Source organism: Pseudoalteromonas sp. Isolate6, from assembly GCF_022398435.1.
GTDB lineage: Bacteria > Pseudomonadota > Gammaproteobacteria > Enterobacterales > Alteromonadaceae > Pseudoalteromonas > Pseudoalteromonas galatheae.
In genome coordinates, this window is record NZ_JAKEVK010000024.1 from 1 (window position 1) to 15,534 (window position 15,534).

The following is a 15,534-nucleotide window of genomic DNA, read 5'->3' on the forward strand; positions in this document are numbered from 1 at the left end:
TGATAATATAACAACCAACATAAAATAAGAATTAATGACAAAGGATATGAACAGCAAGCTTTTTGTTACCCCAAAACCAAATCCAAATGCCGAACTTAGGTTATTTTGCTTCCCATATGCTGGTGGCTCTCCCACTATATTTTCATCTTGGATCGAAAAAGCAAATGACAATATTGAACTCGTTTTTGTTCAGCTTCCTGGGCGTGGCGCCCGTCTCGTAGAGCCAGCCATAGATAACATGTCTGATGTAATTGAAGAGCTGATGTTTTACCGTGACTATCTTACCAGCAAGCCATTTGCATTTTTTGGTCACAGCTTGGGCAGTCGTATTTCTTACGCTTTAGCTTCTCAATTACTCCTAGAAAACTTACCAACGCCTCAAAAAATATTCGCATCCGCAAGCCGCGCGCCACATTGCAAGTCCGGTAAACGTATCTTGCATGCTTTGCCACACGATGAATTTATCGCTGAGCTTCGTGACTTAAATGGCACGCCAAAAGAAGTGCTCGAAAGCAAAGAATTGATGGAGTTACTTATCCCTTTGCTACGCGCGGATTTTAAAATCGCAGATACCTATGTCGCAGAGCAACGAGCCTTACCGCTTCCCATTCATGTATTTCATGGCAGCGATGACGAGATAGTAGATGAGCATATTGCAGCTTGGCAGGAGCTAACGACACAGCCATATCAGCTTACTGAATTTGCCGGTGGGCACTTTTTTATTCACCAATACGCTGATGAGATGATCTCAATTATTAATCAGCAATTGGCTTGAGTAGCTTTAATGCTATGCCAGAAAAGCATAAAGATCGCCGGGTAAACCGGCTCCTACACCTGCTTTTCTATTGCTGCTAAGTATGGTTTTATATCGCGGTAACTGCGTAAAGATCGCCGGGTGAACCGGCTCCTACACCTATTTTTCTATTGCTAGTAAGTATGGTTTTATATCGCGGTAACTGCATAAAGATAGCCGGGTGAACCGACTCCTACGCCTGTTTTTCTATTGCTGGTAAGTATGATTTTATATCGGGGTAACTGCGTAAAGATCGCCGGGTGAACCGGCTCCTACACCTGTTTTTCTATTGCTGGTAAGTATGGTTTTATATCGCGGTAACTGCATAAAGATAGCCGGGTGAACCGGCTCCTACACCTGCTTTTCTATTGCTGGTAAGTATGGTTTTATATCGCGGTAACTGCGTAAAAACCGCTGGGTGAACCGGCTCCTACACCTATTTTTCTATTGCTGGTAAGTATGGTTTTATATCGCGGTAACTGCGTAAAAACCGCCGGGTGAACCGGCTTCCACTTTATAAGGTGAACAGCTATACTACAAATCCAAAACAAGCGAGGAGAGAATGCGGTTTAACTGAGGTTGGTTAAACTCACCACTTATCTGATAGATAACATCGCTTCCCTTCTTATTAATATAAACCCTATCGTAGTCTTGATTTTCCCCCATAACGACAAAAGCAAAAATATCGCCGTTTTGGTACACACTCATCGGATTTTTTTCGTCTATGTCAAAAGCCGAGCGGAGCTTTGCTATGTTTTTTACTTTAGGATCTGAATGATACAGGGCATGAAAAAATTCATTTACACTCATACTCAACTTTTTATGCATATCACCAAGTGAGATTTCCGGTGGGTTTAACGCAATTGCCAACTCAGTTTGATCTTGGCTAGTTACGACCACAGTTTGGTTATTTAGCCCTAAAAAGTTAATTTTTGATAGTGTCGTGCTATCTACACAATAAACCAGATCAACAACTCTGATATGGACTTTATTACTACAAGCAGCGCTTGGAAAAGGATGCGCTGTTTGTGACGCAATTACCAAGTTTGAGGTGAACGTTAACGCGACAAGTAAAATTATTTTAAACATAACAACTCAATCCCTGTTGTGACTAATTCCAGTTTTGTTCTGTAGCTGTTGGTGATTTCTTTAGTTCAACCTGAGAGTAACTTCGTACAAGTGAAAACCTCTTAATAGTATGTTTGAGCTTTTTCGTCCAAACAATATGAGAACTGAAATTAAGTGTATAAGCATTAACCAGAAGTGAACAATGCCCTAGAGCGAGGAATGAGATTACTGGTCTATATCGTGGTAACTGCGTAAAGATCGCCGGGTGAACCGGCTCCTACACCTGCTTTTCTATTGCTGGTAGGTATGGTTTTGTATCGCGGTAAAAGCATCAAGATCGCAGAGGGAAACGGCTCCTACACGGGTTATCTATTGCTGATAGGTATGAGTTTATATCCCATTTATGATATTGACTCGTAGGTCAAGATTTATCTCGACATCATCAATTTAGCTCAAGCCAAACAACTGTGTGGTATTTCGATAGAGCGCTGAGGCAAGCTCGCTTGGTGTTTCGCTTCGATATTCACAAAGCCTGTCAAATACTTGGACGACTCGCTTGGGGGAGTTCGGCTTCCCCTGATAACCATGTAACGGCATCGACGGTGCATCGGTTTCCAATACAAGGCTTTCAAGCGGCAACTGTGATATTACCTGCGCTGTTTTCTCGCCTCTTGGGTAGGTGATTGTGCCACCTACTCCGAGCTTAAAACCCTGACCGATATAATATTCAGCCTGCTGTTTTGAACCTGAAAAGGCGTGGATCACCCCGCCATACCGTGGTTTAACACGTTTAAACGCGGCGGCAATTAGGTGATGACTTTTACGGTGATGAACGATTAGCGGAAGCTTTACCTGATTACTCAGTGTGATATGCGCTTCAAACAGTGCAATTTGCCGTTCAAGCGCATCACAGGTTGTATCAATGCCGCACTCTCCTATCGCACACAGTTGGGTACGATTGTGTATGACATGCTCGACCAACGCAGTCATATCGTCGTCCCGATGTTCGCCAATAAAATAAGGATGTAACCCCGCGGCGATTTCACATTGAGGATGATGTGCTTGAAACTCAATAAGCTCAAGAGACTGCTTAAGGGTAACGCCGGGCACCACGAAGCGTTCAACACCATTGCTGTGGGCAGCTTTAATATGCGTAGCTAAGTCATCTGCCAACTCGTTAAAGTCGAGGTGACAGTGACTATCTATAAAGGCGAATTTATGGATTGAGCCGCTCAATTTCCCAACTGCCGTCGGCTTGCTTGACATACATAAAGCGATCGTGAAGACGGTGTTCTCCACCTTGCCAAAACTCAACTTTAGTCGGTTCCACGCAATAACCGCCCCAAAAATCAGGTAGTGGGATTTCGCCTTTAGCGAACTTGTCTTTCATGCTACTAAAGGTTTGCATCAAGGCTTGGCGAGATGACACAGGGCGCGATTGCTGAGACGCCCACGCTGCAAGCTGACTTTCTTTTGGTCGTGATAAGAAATACTTGGCAACACGACTGGTTGGTAACGGAATAGCTTCACCGTACACGATAACCTGACGCTCAATTTCATGCCATGGAAAGTGTAAGCATATCTTGTTGTTTTGCTTTAATTCTTGCGCTTTGCGTGAACCGGTATTGGTAAAGAAGACAAAACCGTCCTCGTCTACATGCTTGAGTAAAACAATGCGTTGAGACGGCTGACCATGCTCGTCAACCGTAGCAACAACCATCGCAGTTGGGTCAGTAAACTTGGCATCAATCGCCTGCTGCAACCAGGTTTCAAACTGCGCAACGGGTGTGTCTTTTAGCATCTCACGACGTAAACCGTCTTTGGTATATTCTCTGCGAATGTCTTCAAGTTTCATCACAATTTCCTTAACAAAAAAAGCCGCTATAAAGCGGCTTTTAGTATACCTTAATGCAAGTTAAAACGAACTTACATTTGCTCCATCACTTCAATACCAAGCAAATCTAGGCCGGTTTTCAGTGAGTTAGCAACCAGATTACATAACACTAGACGACTTTCACGGACGTCTGCTGCTACATCATCTTTCAAAATTGGGCACGCTTCATAGAATGTCATATACAAGCTCGCGAGCTCATATAAATAACTACATAATACGTGTGGCGTTGCTTCGCTGATCATCAGATCAAGTACTTCTTCAAGTTGCAGCAGTTTAAGTGCAAGTGCCTTTTCCTGCGGTGCTTGAATTTGAATGCAACCAGTTAGGCTGGCGCTATCCATGTTTGCCTTACGGAAAATACTACGAACACGAGTATAGGCGTACTGCAAATATGGCGCTGTGGCTCCTTCAAAACTCAGCATCGTATCCCAGTTAAAGATATAATCACTGGTTCTGTGTTTTGACAGATCGGCGTACTTCACCGCACCAATACCCACTTTACGTGCTATTTCTTGGCGTGCTTCATCAGATAGGTCAGAGGCTCTATCAGCAAGCTTTTCTGTCGCACGACTCACCGCTTCGTCAAGTAAGTCTGATAACTTCACCGTACCGCCAGTACGAGTTTTAAACGGTTTGCCGTCGTTACCCATCATTGTACCGAACAGGCTTGGCTCGTAGCTGGTTTTGTCTTTTAAAAGACCCGCTTTACGTGCTGTGATCTCAACTTGGTTGAAGTGTAAGCCCTGGCGCGCATCAACAAAAATTAGGATACGATCAACATCTAGCTCATTTGAGCGGTAATCACAGGCTGCTAAATCAGTCGTCGAATATAAGAAACCACCACCTGATTTTTGCACGATAAATACGGAAGGTTCACCGTCTTTATTTGCCAATTCGTCAAGGAATACAACTTGAGCGCCCTGATCTTCAACCGCAATGCCTTTCTCTTTTAGCAGCTCAATCACGCCAGTAAGACGGTCGTTGTAAGCACTTTCTGCCATGATATCATCACGCGTAAGCGTCACGTTTAGTTTACCGTATACTTCTTCAGAATGTTTAACTGAGGTGTCGATAAACATTTCCCATAGCTTCTTACAATGCGCATCACCGCCTTGTAGTTTTACTACGTAATCACGGGCTTTATCGGCAAAACCAGCTTCGTCGTCAAAGCGCTTTTTGGCATCACGATAAAAGCTTTCAAGATCCGCAAGGGCGACGTTTTCAAGGTCAACACCTTGGTTCAGCAAATCTTCAAGGTGTGCTATCAACATACCAAACTGGGTACCCCAGTCACCCATATGGTTTTGGCGAATAACAGTGTCACCACGGAACTCAAGGGCACGCACAACGGCATCACCAATAATAGTTGAGCGCAGGTGACCTACGTGCATCTCTTTAGCAAGGTTTGGCGAAGAAAAGTCGACCACAACTTTGTCAGGTGTAGCCTGTTCAGCAACACCTAGTTTGGCATCATTATTTGCCGCTTCTAGGCTTGTGGCTAAAAACTCAGGCTTGAGGTGAATATTAATAAAACCAGGGCCTGCGATTTCTGTTTTTTCAGCAAGTTCGGCAACGTCTAGATTATCGATGATCTTCTGCGCAAGCTCTCTTGGGTTAGTTTTTAGTGCTTTAGCAGCCCCCATCGCACCGTTAATTTGATAGTCACCAAACTGTGGACGCGTGCTTTGTGTTACCGCAGGGTTTGTACCTTCAGGGATACCAGCCGCTTGCATCGCAGCATTGGCTTTTTCAATTAAAATACTTTTGATGTTCATCTGTTTTCCTTTAATGCGCAGCGATTAGTGTTCACGAGTTTCATGGAACTTCACGTCAGGGTAACGTTCCATCGATAGGTTCAGGTTTACGCGGCTTGGTGCGATATAAGTTAGGTTATCACCACCATCTAGTGCCAAGTTTTGCTCGCACTTGCGGCGGAACTCTGCCATTTTCTTCTCGTCATCACAGCTTACCCAACGCGCGGTTTGAACCGTTACGCTCTCGTAAATTGCATCAACGTTGTATTCAGACTTTAAGCGTGCCACAACCACATCAAACTGTAGCACCCCAACCGCACCTACAATCAGGTCGTTATTGATAAGTGGTCTAAATACCTGTACTGCACCTTCTTCAGAAAGCTGTACCAACCCTTTAAGGAGCTGTTTTTGCTTCAGTGGATCTCTTAGGCGAATGCGACGGAATAGCTCGGGCGCAAAGTTTGGAATACCACTAAATTTAAGCGTTTCACCTTGTGTGAAGGTATCACCAATTTGAATAGTACCGTGGTTATGTAGACCGATAATATCACCCGCGAACGCTTCTTGAGCACGCTCACGGTCACCCGCCATAAAGGTTACTGCATCTGCGATACTGACTTGTTTACCAAGGCGCACGTGGTTCATCTTCATGCCCTGGCTATATTTACCAGATACAATACGCATAAAGGCGATACGGTCGCGGTGTTTTGGATCCATGTTTGCTTGGATTTTAAACACGAAACCAGAGAACTTTTCTTCATCGGCTTTTACTTCACGCTCATCAGTTTGACGCGGCAGTGGCGTTGGCGCCCACTCGGTTAATCCGTCAAGCATGTGGTCAACACCGAAGTTACCAAGTGCCGTACCAAAGAATACAGGAGTTAATTCGCCAGTTAAAAACAATTCACGGTCAAACTCGTGCGAGGCACCCATAACTAACTCAAGCTCTTCTCGAAGTTGTTCCGCAAGGCTTTCACCCACGGCGGCGTCAAGCTCGCTGTTATCTAGCCCTTTGATCACGCGTTTGTCTTGGATCGTATGACCTTGACCAGTTTGGTACAAAATCGTTTCATCACGGTGAATGTGATAAACACCTTTAAATTCTTTACCACAGCCAATTGGCCAAGTCACCGGCGCACACATGATGTTCAGCTCGGTTTCTACTTCATCAAGTAGCTCCATTGGGTCACGAATATCACGGTCCAATTTGTTCATAAAGGTAACAATTGGCGTGTCACGTAAGCGCGTTACTTCCATTAATTTACGAGTACGGTCTTCTACACCTTTTGCTGCATCGATTACCATCAAGCACGAGTCAACAGCGGTGAGCGTACGATAAGTATCTTCAGAGAAGTCTTCGTGTCCCGGAGTATCTAGTAAGTTTACTAAGGCATCATTGTATGGAAACTGCATCACAGAAGTTGTTACCGAGATACCACGCTCTTTTTCCATTTCCATCCAGTCAGATTTGGCGTGTTGGTTTGAGCCACGGCCTTTAACCGTACCGGCTTTTTGTAACGCCTTTCCGAATAAAAGTACTTTTTCGGTGATGGTGGTTTTACCCGCATCCGGGTGCGAAATAATCGCGAAAGTCCGTCTTTTTGAGACTTCCTGAGGAATTGAAGCGTTTGACATCGGTTAAAATCTTCTCTTATTTTGAGTACAGTACAGAGGACTGTTTTCTGCCCTACTCAGGCTATGAATATCAGTTAATCGTCTATTTTCGCTTATCTTGCCAAGATACTCAATCGCAGAGCGATTTTTCTACGATATTTATTCTGTTTTATCGCAAATGATATGACTGAACTTGCCTAACTCATGCGCAAAATACCCATACAATTGAGTATGTGGTTCTTGTATTTTTGTAACAAACAAAATAAAGTAATAACGATTTGCATTTAAATTAGTAACGGATGTACGTAGTTGTGCCTACCTCACACACAAAAGCTTTGCGACTGCAATCCCCTGACGTCGCGTCCTTAAGTTCATGTTTCCTTGTTATTGCTATTCATATCGGAGGCATTGCTTTTGCGTGGACAACTACCTCAACACCTGAGCCAATAGAAATATCTTCTCAGCACTCAAGTATTAAGGGCAAGTTTATCAACTTACCAGCGCAAACAAAGGAAAGCACAGTTCAGCAATCTGAACCTGTTGTAGAGCCTGAGCCTGCTGTAGAGCCTGAGCCTGCTGTAGAGCCTGAACCTGTAGTAGAGCCTGAGCCTGTAGTAGAGCCTGAGCCTGTAGTAGAGCCTGAGCCTGTAGTAGAGCCTGAGCCTGTAGTAGAGCCTGAGCCTGTAGTAGAGCCTGAGCCTGTAGTAGAGCCTGAGCCTGTTGTAGAGCCTGAGCCTGTTGTAGAGCCTGAGCCTGTTGTAGAGCCTGAGCCTGTTGTAGAGCCTGAGCCTGTTGTAGAACCTGCTCCAGTCAGCTCCCCAGTCCAACCAGAACAAAAAAATGTTAGTAACACAGCTGAGGCGGCCACCACTTCTCAGGATCCGAGTTTACCGCCAGGACTTGTATTGCCGCACATGAGTGACGCTAATGCATTAAACAATCCGGCACCTATTTACCCAAGATTATCCCGTAAATTTAAAGAACAAGGGACAGTATTATTAAAAATTTATATTGAAGCGGACGGCAGCGTCTCTGAGATAGAAATACATGAGTCGAGTGGCCACGGTCGCCTAGATCAGTCTGCAAAAGCAACTGTAAAACACTGGCAATACCAACCGGCAACTCAAGACGGACAAGCGATCGGTTATTGGTACCTACAGCCTGTCAATTTTGCATTAAATTAAATAAGGAACAGTCATGGAGAACCCATACGGAATCGCCGCCATGTGGGCACAAAGCGATATCGTCATTAAAGCAGTAGCGTTTAGTTTGCTGTTTATGTCAATCGCAACTTGGTGCGTCATATTAATCAAAGGCATTAAGCTTTATAAATTAAAACAGCCACTTGTTGGCTCCAAGCAGTTTTGGCACGCACAAGATGTGCAGTCAGGTATTTTATTACTCGAAACTCCAACGGGCCAAGCAACGCCCTTTAGTTCACTGGTCAACGAAGGCATGCATGCCAAGGCACATCATGAACAACACAAAGAAGATTTGCATGGTAATTTACCTATCGCTGAATGGTTAACAGCCAGCTTACGGACTTCTATTGACGAAAGTAAATCGGAACTACAGAGTAACTTAGCGATACTTGCTTCCATTGGTGCCACCGCGCCCTTTATCGGCTTGTTTGGCACGGTATGGGGTATTTACCATGCCCTGATCAGCATTGGCGTTAGTGGCCAAGCAAGTATCGACAAAGTGGCAGGTCCTGTAGGTGAAGCATTAATTATGACCGCTTTTGGCCTTGCCGTCGCTATCCCTGCGGTATTGGGTTACAACGCACTCACCCGGGGCAACAAACGCGTCGTGAACCGCCTGAATCACTTTGCTCACGAATTACATGCATTCTTACTGATGGGCTCTGCACCAAGTGCAAACGCAAAGCGCCCAGTATTTAAGACCGTAGGAGGCAAATAATGGCGTTTGGTCAGGGGTTTGAAGATGACGAAGAGGTCATGGCTGAAATAAACATGACACCACTTGTGGATGTGATGTTGGTATTGCTGATCATTTTTATTATCACCATGCCTGTGATCACTCAGTCTATTGAAGTGGAGCTGCCCAAAGCAGCCTTGCAAGAAACCAGCGCAGAGATATTGCCCAACAGCGTCTCTTTGATAGTACAAGCAAATGGTGATATTCAATGGCAACAGCAAGCCATTACGCTCGCGCAACTTCAACAACGTTTAGTGGAAGTTGCCGCACAATCACCGCAGCCTCCGATCCAATTACAAGGAGCTGCCAAAGTTCCCTATGAAAAAATAGTCGAGGTTATGGCACTGGCGCAACAATCGGGCGTTAACTCACTGAACTTTGTGACGCAAACCAAGTAATAAAAACCAAGATAGCGCTAAGCGGGGTGTCGCCTTGTTATGGCGCTATGAAGATAGATAAATAGACAGAACTTAGCTTTTTAACACAGTGCAACGGGCAGAGATTAAGCACTAAACGACGAAGGATCTCGTTAGACAGTTTAAATACGAATTAATTTCATAAATATTTAAATAAATTAAATTCTCACTCGTCTAATCCAAAACATAATTTTAGTTGAGCTTCTGATAGTCATACCGATTCGCTTAATTAAGTGATCTATTTTGAGGCGAGAAAATCTTGTCGATAACAAGGCGAAGGTTTTTCTATTTAGTTGTTCTAAATGAGAAATTCTTAACGCAGTTAGCGTCAGGTTTGCTCCTTCAAATTGAGCAAGTATTAAGACTAATTGGTATTAATAGCGCCCTGTCGGTCTTGACGCTCAGCAGGCCCTAGGACAATAGCAGTAGCTGACCGTAACTGTGAGGATTAAGTATGAACAACACATCTCGCTTTTCATTAGTAGGTATTGGCTTCGGACCTTCTAATATTGCACTAGCAATCGCACTTCGCGAGCAAGGTCTAACGGATTGGGCTAACCATGCCTTGTTTATGGAACGTCAGCCAGAGTTTTCATGGCATAAAAATATGATGCTCGAAAACACCCACATGCAAATTTCCTTTTTGAAAGATCTGGTCACTATTCGTAATCCTAAAAGTGAATTTACGTTTATTAACTATTTGCACCAAAAAAACCGCTTAGCAGACTTTATCAACCTGCAGACATTTTTCCCAAGCCGGCATGAATTTAACGACTACTTAGCCTGGGCGGCTTCGCATTTTAAAGATCAAACCAGCTATGGCGAAACCGTATTTGATGTCCAACCGATTATAGAAAACGAGCAAGTTGTTGCACTACAAGTGCACTCTAGAGGTGTTGATGGCAGTGAAAAAGTCGTCGAAACAGATAACCTAGTCGTAAGCATTGGTGGCGGTGGATATATACCAAAACAATTTAGAAAGCTGGCAGGCGACACTCGCGTATTCCACAGTAATGATTACAAAGTCGCTATTGAAGCAAATAACACAGCTAAGAAAATTGCCGTAATTGGCGCAGGTCAAAGTGCCGCCGAAATATTTATGGATTTACACGGCCGCGCAGATGATAACCAAGTCGACTTTGTTATTCGTGCAAACTCTATTAAGCCATCGGACGACAGTCCATTTGTAAATGAAATTTTCAACGCAGAATATACTGATAAGGTTTTCTCTAAATCCGATATCGAGCGCGAAGCCTTCTTAAAAGAATACCGCCAGACCAACTACGCCTGTCCTGACTTACCACTTATCGAACAAATTTACGGTGTATTTTACGAACAAAAAGTACGCAGTCACTATCGTCATCGCTTCCTTTCAAGCACAGAGGTCGCGGCGGTTGATGCGGACGAAAACGGTATTCATTTAACTCTCACAAACCGCAAAACTGGCGACACTAAAGTATGTACCTACGATGCGGTAGTGCTAGCAACAGGCTATGTACGTGATCAGCACAAAACGCTATTGGCGCCTTTATCGAAATACTTAGGTGACTTTACCGTAGGACGCGATTACCGCATTCAAAGCACGGAAGACTTTAAACCGAATATTTTCTTGCAAGGCGCATGCGAAAGTTCCCATGGACTGAGCGATACCTTGTTATCAATTTTGGCAGTCCGTAGCCAAGAAATTGGTGAGGTACTTAAACAACTAAAACAAACATCAACGCCTCAAGTTACTGATAACACGGCGCTAGTGGACTAGCCTCGAACTAAAACGGGTGATTGAGAAAAGCTCTGCTCAATCACCTCATAAATAAATCTGCTTCTCAAAAATAATAAGGAGTCTTTGTGAAACAACAACGCTCAACCCCATTGTTAACCCTATCACCCATTGCTGCCGCCATTTTAGGTTTAACACTGGTATCAACTGCACATGCTGAAGGTAACTCGCCAAGCAAACTAAAAGCGGTTACCGTCAATGCTGATGCCGACCAAGAAACGGCAACAGGTCCGGTTGAAGGTTACAATGCACGCCGCAGTGCAACTGGCTCAAAAATCGATGTTGCAATAATTGAGGTGCCACAAACCATCAATGTTGTCACCGCAGACAAAATTGAAGCCATCGGCGCAACGCGTGTGACAGAAGCATTATCATATACCGCAGGTGTAAATACCGCACCTTGGGGTGACTTACCACAATACGATTGGTTATACATTCGTGGCTTTGATGCTTATGCACCTGGTTTCTACCAAGATGGTCTACAGATCCGTAACAGTGGTAACTGGGGTTTATGGCAGACCGAAAGCTACGGTATGGAGCGTATAGAAATTCTTAAAGGCCCCTCTTCAGTATTATATGGTCAAAATGGCCCAGGTGGCGTCGTTAACCTAGTTAGTAAAATGCCAACGCCATTTTCGCAAAATGAGCTGCAGATCAAGCTTGGCAATAACAGCCTCAAACAACTAGCCGTTGATATGTCAGGTCCAATTGACGACGATAGCGAGTATTTATATCGCGTGACAGGCTTAACCAAAAAGTCTGATTTGAGTACCGATCCACTAGAAAACGATCGCGACTACTTAGCCCTATCAATGACTTGGCAACCAAGTAGCCAAGGGAAAATCACCTTTTACTCACAGTATTACGACATTGAGTCTGGCGCTGCTTGGCACGCCTACCCAACAACAGGTACTATTTTACCGAACCCTAACGGCCAAATCCCGTTTTCAACATTGATTGGTGAGCCTGATTTCAACCGCTACAACCAAGAACAGTGGGTAGTAGGTTATAAAGGCGAGTATCATTTCAATGACAGCTGGCAAATCAAGCAACACGCACGCTATGCGGAATTTGACGTTGACTATGGCATCATTTGGGGTAAATGGGCGCAAAAAAATGCTGATAACCCAAATGACCCTGAAAACTTCCGTTACTTAGCCCGTACTCCACTATCAAGTAAAGAGGAAGTCAGCGGCACCACTATCGACACGCATTTGATCGGTCAATTTTCACACGGTAACGTAGAGCATACCTTACTCATTGGTGCCGATTATCAAGATACTGAGATTGAAGTGAGAGCGCGCTACGGCGGTGTGTTAGCTGATCTTGATATATTTAACCCGACTTACGGCTCAAGTGTGATCCAGCCTGAACCTAACATCAAGGGTATTTCCAAGCTAGAGCAGTTTGGTATTTATATCCAAGACCAAATCAAAATTAATGAGAAGATCATCATTTCTTTGGCTGGTCGTTGGGATGAAGCAAAGCTAAAAAATGAGACGCTAGAAGGCCAAGTAGACCCGACATCAGTGCGTACAGACAGAGAATTTAGTGCTCGCGCAGGTGTTGTTTATTTAGCTGATAACGGCTTAGCCCCTTATTTTAGCTACTCCGAATCTTTTGCACCGACAACCAATGTTGACCCTGCTACCGCTCGCCCTTTCTCACCTGAAACAGGTAAACAATACGAAACCGGTGTGCGCTATCAACCAAAGGACTCAACTTCAAGCTATAGTGCAGCGGTATTTGAGATTGAACGTAGTGACTTCACTCAGTGGGTATGGACAACCGAACCTGCTGGCTACAAACAAACCGGTGCCGTCGTTGTGCGCGGTTTAGAATTTGATGCCTTTGTGCAACCAACTGAAAAAATGAACTTAACCGCTTCTTACGCTTATATTCCAAAAGCGGATGTCACTGAAAGTGGTCTAGATCCAAGACTTGCTGACGAAGTGGGCAAACAGGATAAAGCCGTTTCAAAGCATCAGTTTAATATCTGGAGTGACTATCAACTTACCGACAACTTCACTGTAGGTTTAGGTGCACGTTACACAGGAAGTAACAAAGGTACTGGTGAAAAAGCACCTAAAACCGTTGAGGGTTACACCCTGTTTGATGCCATGGCAAGTTACGATCTGGCACAATGGCGCTTTGCACTGAACGTACGTAACCTAACTGACAAAAAGGTTATCGCTTCATGTGGCGCGACATCATGCTCTTATGGCAGTCGCCGAAACATCGCATTAACTGCAACTTACCAATGGTAAGTGCTAGCAACTAGATAAATTAACTCTCGCAAAAACGGCGCTACTCAGCCTGGCAGAGAGTCAACTTAGAGAGTGTAATGTACAAACATTGCACCCTTTCCAAATTCCCCTACTTATAGGGAAATTTGGAAAGGGTTGTTTGTGTTGATACTGAAACCATAGATTTGGGCGAACAAAAGAGCACTGAATATTTAAAATCGCTACTATATACCATAACCAAAACAGTAATCTGGAACAACGATGTCTGAGCCAAGGTCACCCAGCCAAAAACGCAGCAAACATTTGATTTTAAGTTTTTTATTTCATTTTACATTAGCTAAAATCTAGCATGATATTTTTAAGTACTTTGCTATAGTCCTTTCCCCTTCGAAACTCAACCGAAACTTGATTCCTACCATCGACCTGTTCAACACTTACTATTGCGAAGTTATTACGCTTAAATATTTTTGGTTTACCAAAAGCTGTTTTAATCACGCTTTCTGAATGATACTTAGAAAAGGTAGCATGGCCATCTTCAACATGATCTGCCCTCGCTTTCTTCGCTAATAATTTACCCCAATTAAAATGATCTTCTTGCAATCCAAGAACATACCAATGGAACGCAGAAGAAATAATATTGAACACTTTGAAATCTGGATCGTCCTCATGAGTCAATTGAGCAACGGCTGAAATATGTACGTCACCTGATAAAAACACTACCTGAGGGCGATTTTCGAGTGTTCGAATAAAATCGAGTAGTTCAACACGCTGCTTTGCAGCTAAAAACCATTTATCTTCTGGTGTGCCTAACTTTCCTTTGGTATCAGGAAATAGAGGAATAGAACTGGCAATAAACTTAACTTTACCACTAGTATCGCTTAGCCATGAACACAGCTCAGTATATTGAGTATCACTCAAAATTTTTGGCTCAGTAGTGTGTTCACTTTCATATTCTTTAGAGCGAATTTCACTATCACCGCGCACATCTAAAAAGAAAAAGTCACTGTTGCTATGAGTAAACTTGTACCAATACTTTTTGCGTCCTGCGATTGGATGAAGAGGGAAATTCTGTTGGATAAACTGCTCTGGTTCTTCAATTAAATTAGAGAAGCCAGCTTGATGTGCTTCATACGCTATAAGGCCGTTTTCAAGAGTATTTTTATTGAACTGCTGCTTAACTTTGTGCTCGTCTTCATTGAACTTCCCCAGCGACCAATCGTTTTGTATTTCATGATCATCCATCATCATGTAACAAGGCAGTTGTCGAGTCACTTTGTTAAACATGTATAAACCAAACGCTTCGTCATATTCTTTAAAATAGTCTTCGATTTTAGGTCTGAATTGATACTTATCAAAAATATGCGCATGGTCGATGTATATTTGATCGCCCAACATAAATAACATGGTTGGCCTTAATTCTTCGTCAATTTCATCAAGGTAAGCGTAGATATTGTCGAATGTTTCCTCGCCTCTATTGCTAAGGTTGTCACGACATGACCCCATGATAAATCGAGTAGTAGTGCTATTGTCCTCAGGGAAGGTCGTTACTTGTCCATTCAAATCAGGTGTCTGATCAGCTCCCCAAATTAATTTATCTTCTTCAAGTGCTTGATTTAGTTCATCCAGCGTATCGCAAATTACATAACCAACTTCGTAACGGTAAGTCGTGTTAGCTTCTAATGATAAAATATCAACTATGCCCATATCATTGTAATGAGCGCTAAAATGAAAAGTCTGAATTGGTAAAAACTGAGATGACTCCGATTCTCTAATGCGGATAACGCCAATGCAACTGTTCGCATTTAAACAACTACCACCAACACGGAAACTTGACGAAGTAGTGTGTCCCACTATTGGACCAATCAGTAAAGGTTGAACAAGCATCACATATCCTTGAGCTTAATTATTTTGATTAAATAACAGTCAGATCTTTCTGATTTTTCCATACCTTAATTTTCAATAACTCTTATAAATAAAGGAGGGGAATCACACTTCAAGTAGAAGTAACTAAACTTAGTTTAAGTTAATTTCACC

General features: G+C 43.4%; 12 protein-coding genes. 6 read left to right on the forward strand and 6 right to left on the reverse strand.

Annotated elements, in window-relative coordinates:
- Positions 1–46 precede the first annotated feature (46 nt).
- The gene (locus tag L1D50_RS05550) at positions 47–775 is read left to right on the forward strand and encodes an alpha/beta fold hydrolase (RefSeq protein WP_128726722.1); all 729 of its coding nucleotides are present in this window, start codon (positions 47–49) and stop codon (positions 773–775) included.
- A gap of 552 nt (positions 776–1,327) precedes the next feature.
- Here the strand turns inward: L1D50_RS05550 and L1D50_RS05555 are convergent.
- The 5 genes from L1D50_RS05555 to prfC all read right to left on the reverse strand — a co-directional run bounded on the left by L1D50_RS05555 (position 1,328) and on the right by prfC (position 7,144).
- A complete protein-coding gene (locus tag L1D50_RS05555; RefSeq protein WP_239965658.1) occupies positions 1,328–1,882 on the reverse strand; it encodes a hypothetical protein in 555 nt (184 codons plus the stop codon).
- A 426-nt stretch (positions 1,883–2,308) separates the two neighbouring features.
- Positions 2,309–3,127, reverse strand: a complete 819-nt coding sequence (locus L1D50_RS05560) for a TatD family hydrolase (protein ID WP_239965659.1) — start codon at positions 3,125–3,127, stop codon at positions 2,309–2,311.
- Positions 3,078–3,719: a pyridoxamine 5'-phosphate oxidase gene (pdxH, locus tag L1D50_RS05565; protein ID WP_205125730.1), complete on the reverse strand. Its 642-nt coding sequence runs from the start codon at positions 3,717–3,719 to the stop codon at positions 3,078–3,080. Before pdxH ends, L1D50_RS05560 begins: the two co-directional genes overlap by 50 nt.
- A 68-nt stretch (positions 3,720–3,787) precedes the next feature.
- Complete coding sequence (argS, locus tag L1D50_RS05570; protein WP_239965660.1) at positions 3,788–5,530, reverse strand: arginine--tRNA ligase; 1,743 nt, start codon at positions 5,528–5,530, stop codon at positions 3,788–3,790.
- Positions 5,531–5,554: 24 nt separating this feature from the next.
- Positions 5,555–7,144, reverse strand: coding sequence for a peptide chain release factor 3 (gene prfC / locus L1D50_RS05575; RefSeq protein WP_128726727.1), 1,590 nt, complete (start codon positions 7,142–7,144; stop codon positions 5,555–5,557).
- A 290-nt stretch (positions 7,145–7,434) separates the two neighbouring features.
- On the opposite strand from prfC, the gene L1D50_RS23540 reads away from it, so the two are divergent.
- The 5 genes from L1D50_RS23540 (at position 7,435) to L1D50_RS05600 (ending at position 13,521) form a co-directional block, all read left to right on the forward strand.
- Positions 7,435–8,307, forward strand: a complete 873-nt coding sequence (locus tag L1D50_RS23540) for an energy transducer TonB (RefSeq protein WP_239965661.1) — start codon at positions 7,435–7,437, stop codon at positions 8,305–8,307.
- 13 nt (positions 8,308–8,320) lie between these two features.
- A complete protein-coding gene (locus L1D50_RS05585) occupies positions 8,321–9,043 on the forward strand; it encodes a MotA/TolQ/ExbB proton channel family protein (protein WP_128726729.1) in 723 nt (240 codons plus the stop codon).
- On the forward strand, positions 9,043–9,459 hold the full coding sequence (locus L1D50_RS05590) for a biopolymer transporter ExbD (protein ID WP_239965662.1): 417 nt from the start codon (positions 9,043–9,045) through the stop codon (positions 9,457–9,459). The genes L1D50_RS05585 and L1D50_RS05590 overlap by 1 nt, the downstream gene beginning before the upstream one ends.
- 472 nt (positions 9,460–9,931) lie before the next feature.
- Entirely contained in the window at positions 9,932–11,236 is a 1,305-nt protein-coding gene (locus L1D50_RS05595) for a lysine N(6)-hydroxylase/L-ornithine N(5)-oxygenase family protein (RefSeq protein WP_128726731.1), read from the forward strand.
- A gap of 86 nt (positions 11,237–11,322) precedes the next feature.
- Complete coding sequence (locus L1D50_RS05600; RefSeq protein ID WP_239965663.1) at positions 11,323–13,521, forward strand: TonB-dependent siderophore receptor; 2,199 nt, start codon at positions 11,323–11,325, stop codon at positions 13,519–13,521.
- 312 nt (positions 13,522–13,833) lie between these two features.
- Here L1D50_RS05600 and L1D50_RS05605 read toward each other — a convergent pair whose 3' ends face one another.
- On the reverse strand, positions 13,834–15,384 hold the full coding sequence (locus L1D50_RS05605) for an alkaline phosphatase D family protein (protein WP_239965664.1): 1,551 nt from the start codon (positions 15,382–15,384) through the stop codon (positions 13,834–13,836).
- Positions 15,385–15,534 lie beyond the last annotated feature (150 nt).

Bases quoted from the DNA above. Each gene is read 5' to 3' on its own strand.
- L1D50_RS05550 (WP_128726722.1), top strand. From the start codon at position 47: ATGAACAGCAAGCTTTTTGTTACCCCAAAACCAAATCCAAATGCCGAA.
- L1D50_RS05555 (WP_239965658.1), bottom strand. From the start codon at position 1,882: ATGTTTAAAATAATTTTACTTGTCGCGTTAACGTTCACCTCAAACTTG.
- L1D50_RS05560 (WP_239965659.1), bottom strand. From the start codon at position 3,127: ATGTCAAGCAAGCCGACGGCAGTTGGGAAATTGAGCGGCTCAATCCAT.
- argS (WP_239965660.1), bottom strand. From the start codon at position 5,530: ATGAACATCAAAAGTATTTTAATTGAAAAAGCCAATGCTGCGATGCAA.
- prfC (WP_128726727.1), bottom strand. From the start codon at position 7,144: ATGTCAAACGCTTCAATTCCTCAGGAAGTCTCAAAAAGACGGACTTTC.
- L1D50_RS05585 (WP_128726729.1), top strand. From the start codon at position 8,321: ATGGAGAACCCATACGGAATCGCCGCCATGTGGGCACAAAGCGATATC.
- L1D50_RS05590 (WP_239965662.1), top strand. From the start codon at position 9,043: ATGGCGTTTGGTCAGGGGTTTGAAGATGACGAAGAGGTCATGGCTGAA.
- L1D50_RS05595 (WP_128726731.1), top strand. From the start codon at position 9,932: ATGAACAACACATCTCGCTTTTCATTAGTAGGTATTGGCTTCGGACCT.
- L1D50_RS05605 (WP_239965664.1), bottom strand. From the start codon at position 15,384: ATGCTTGTTCAACCTTTACTGATTGGTCCAATAGTGGGACACACTACT.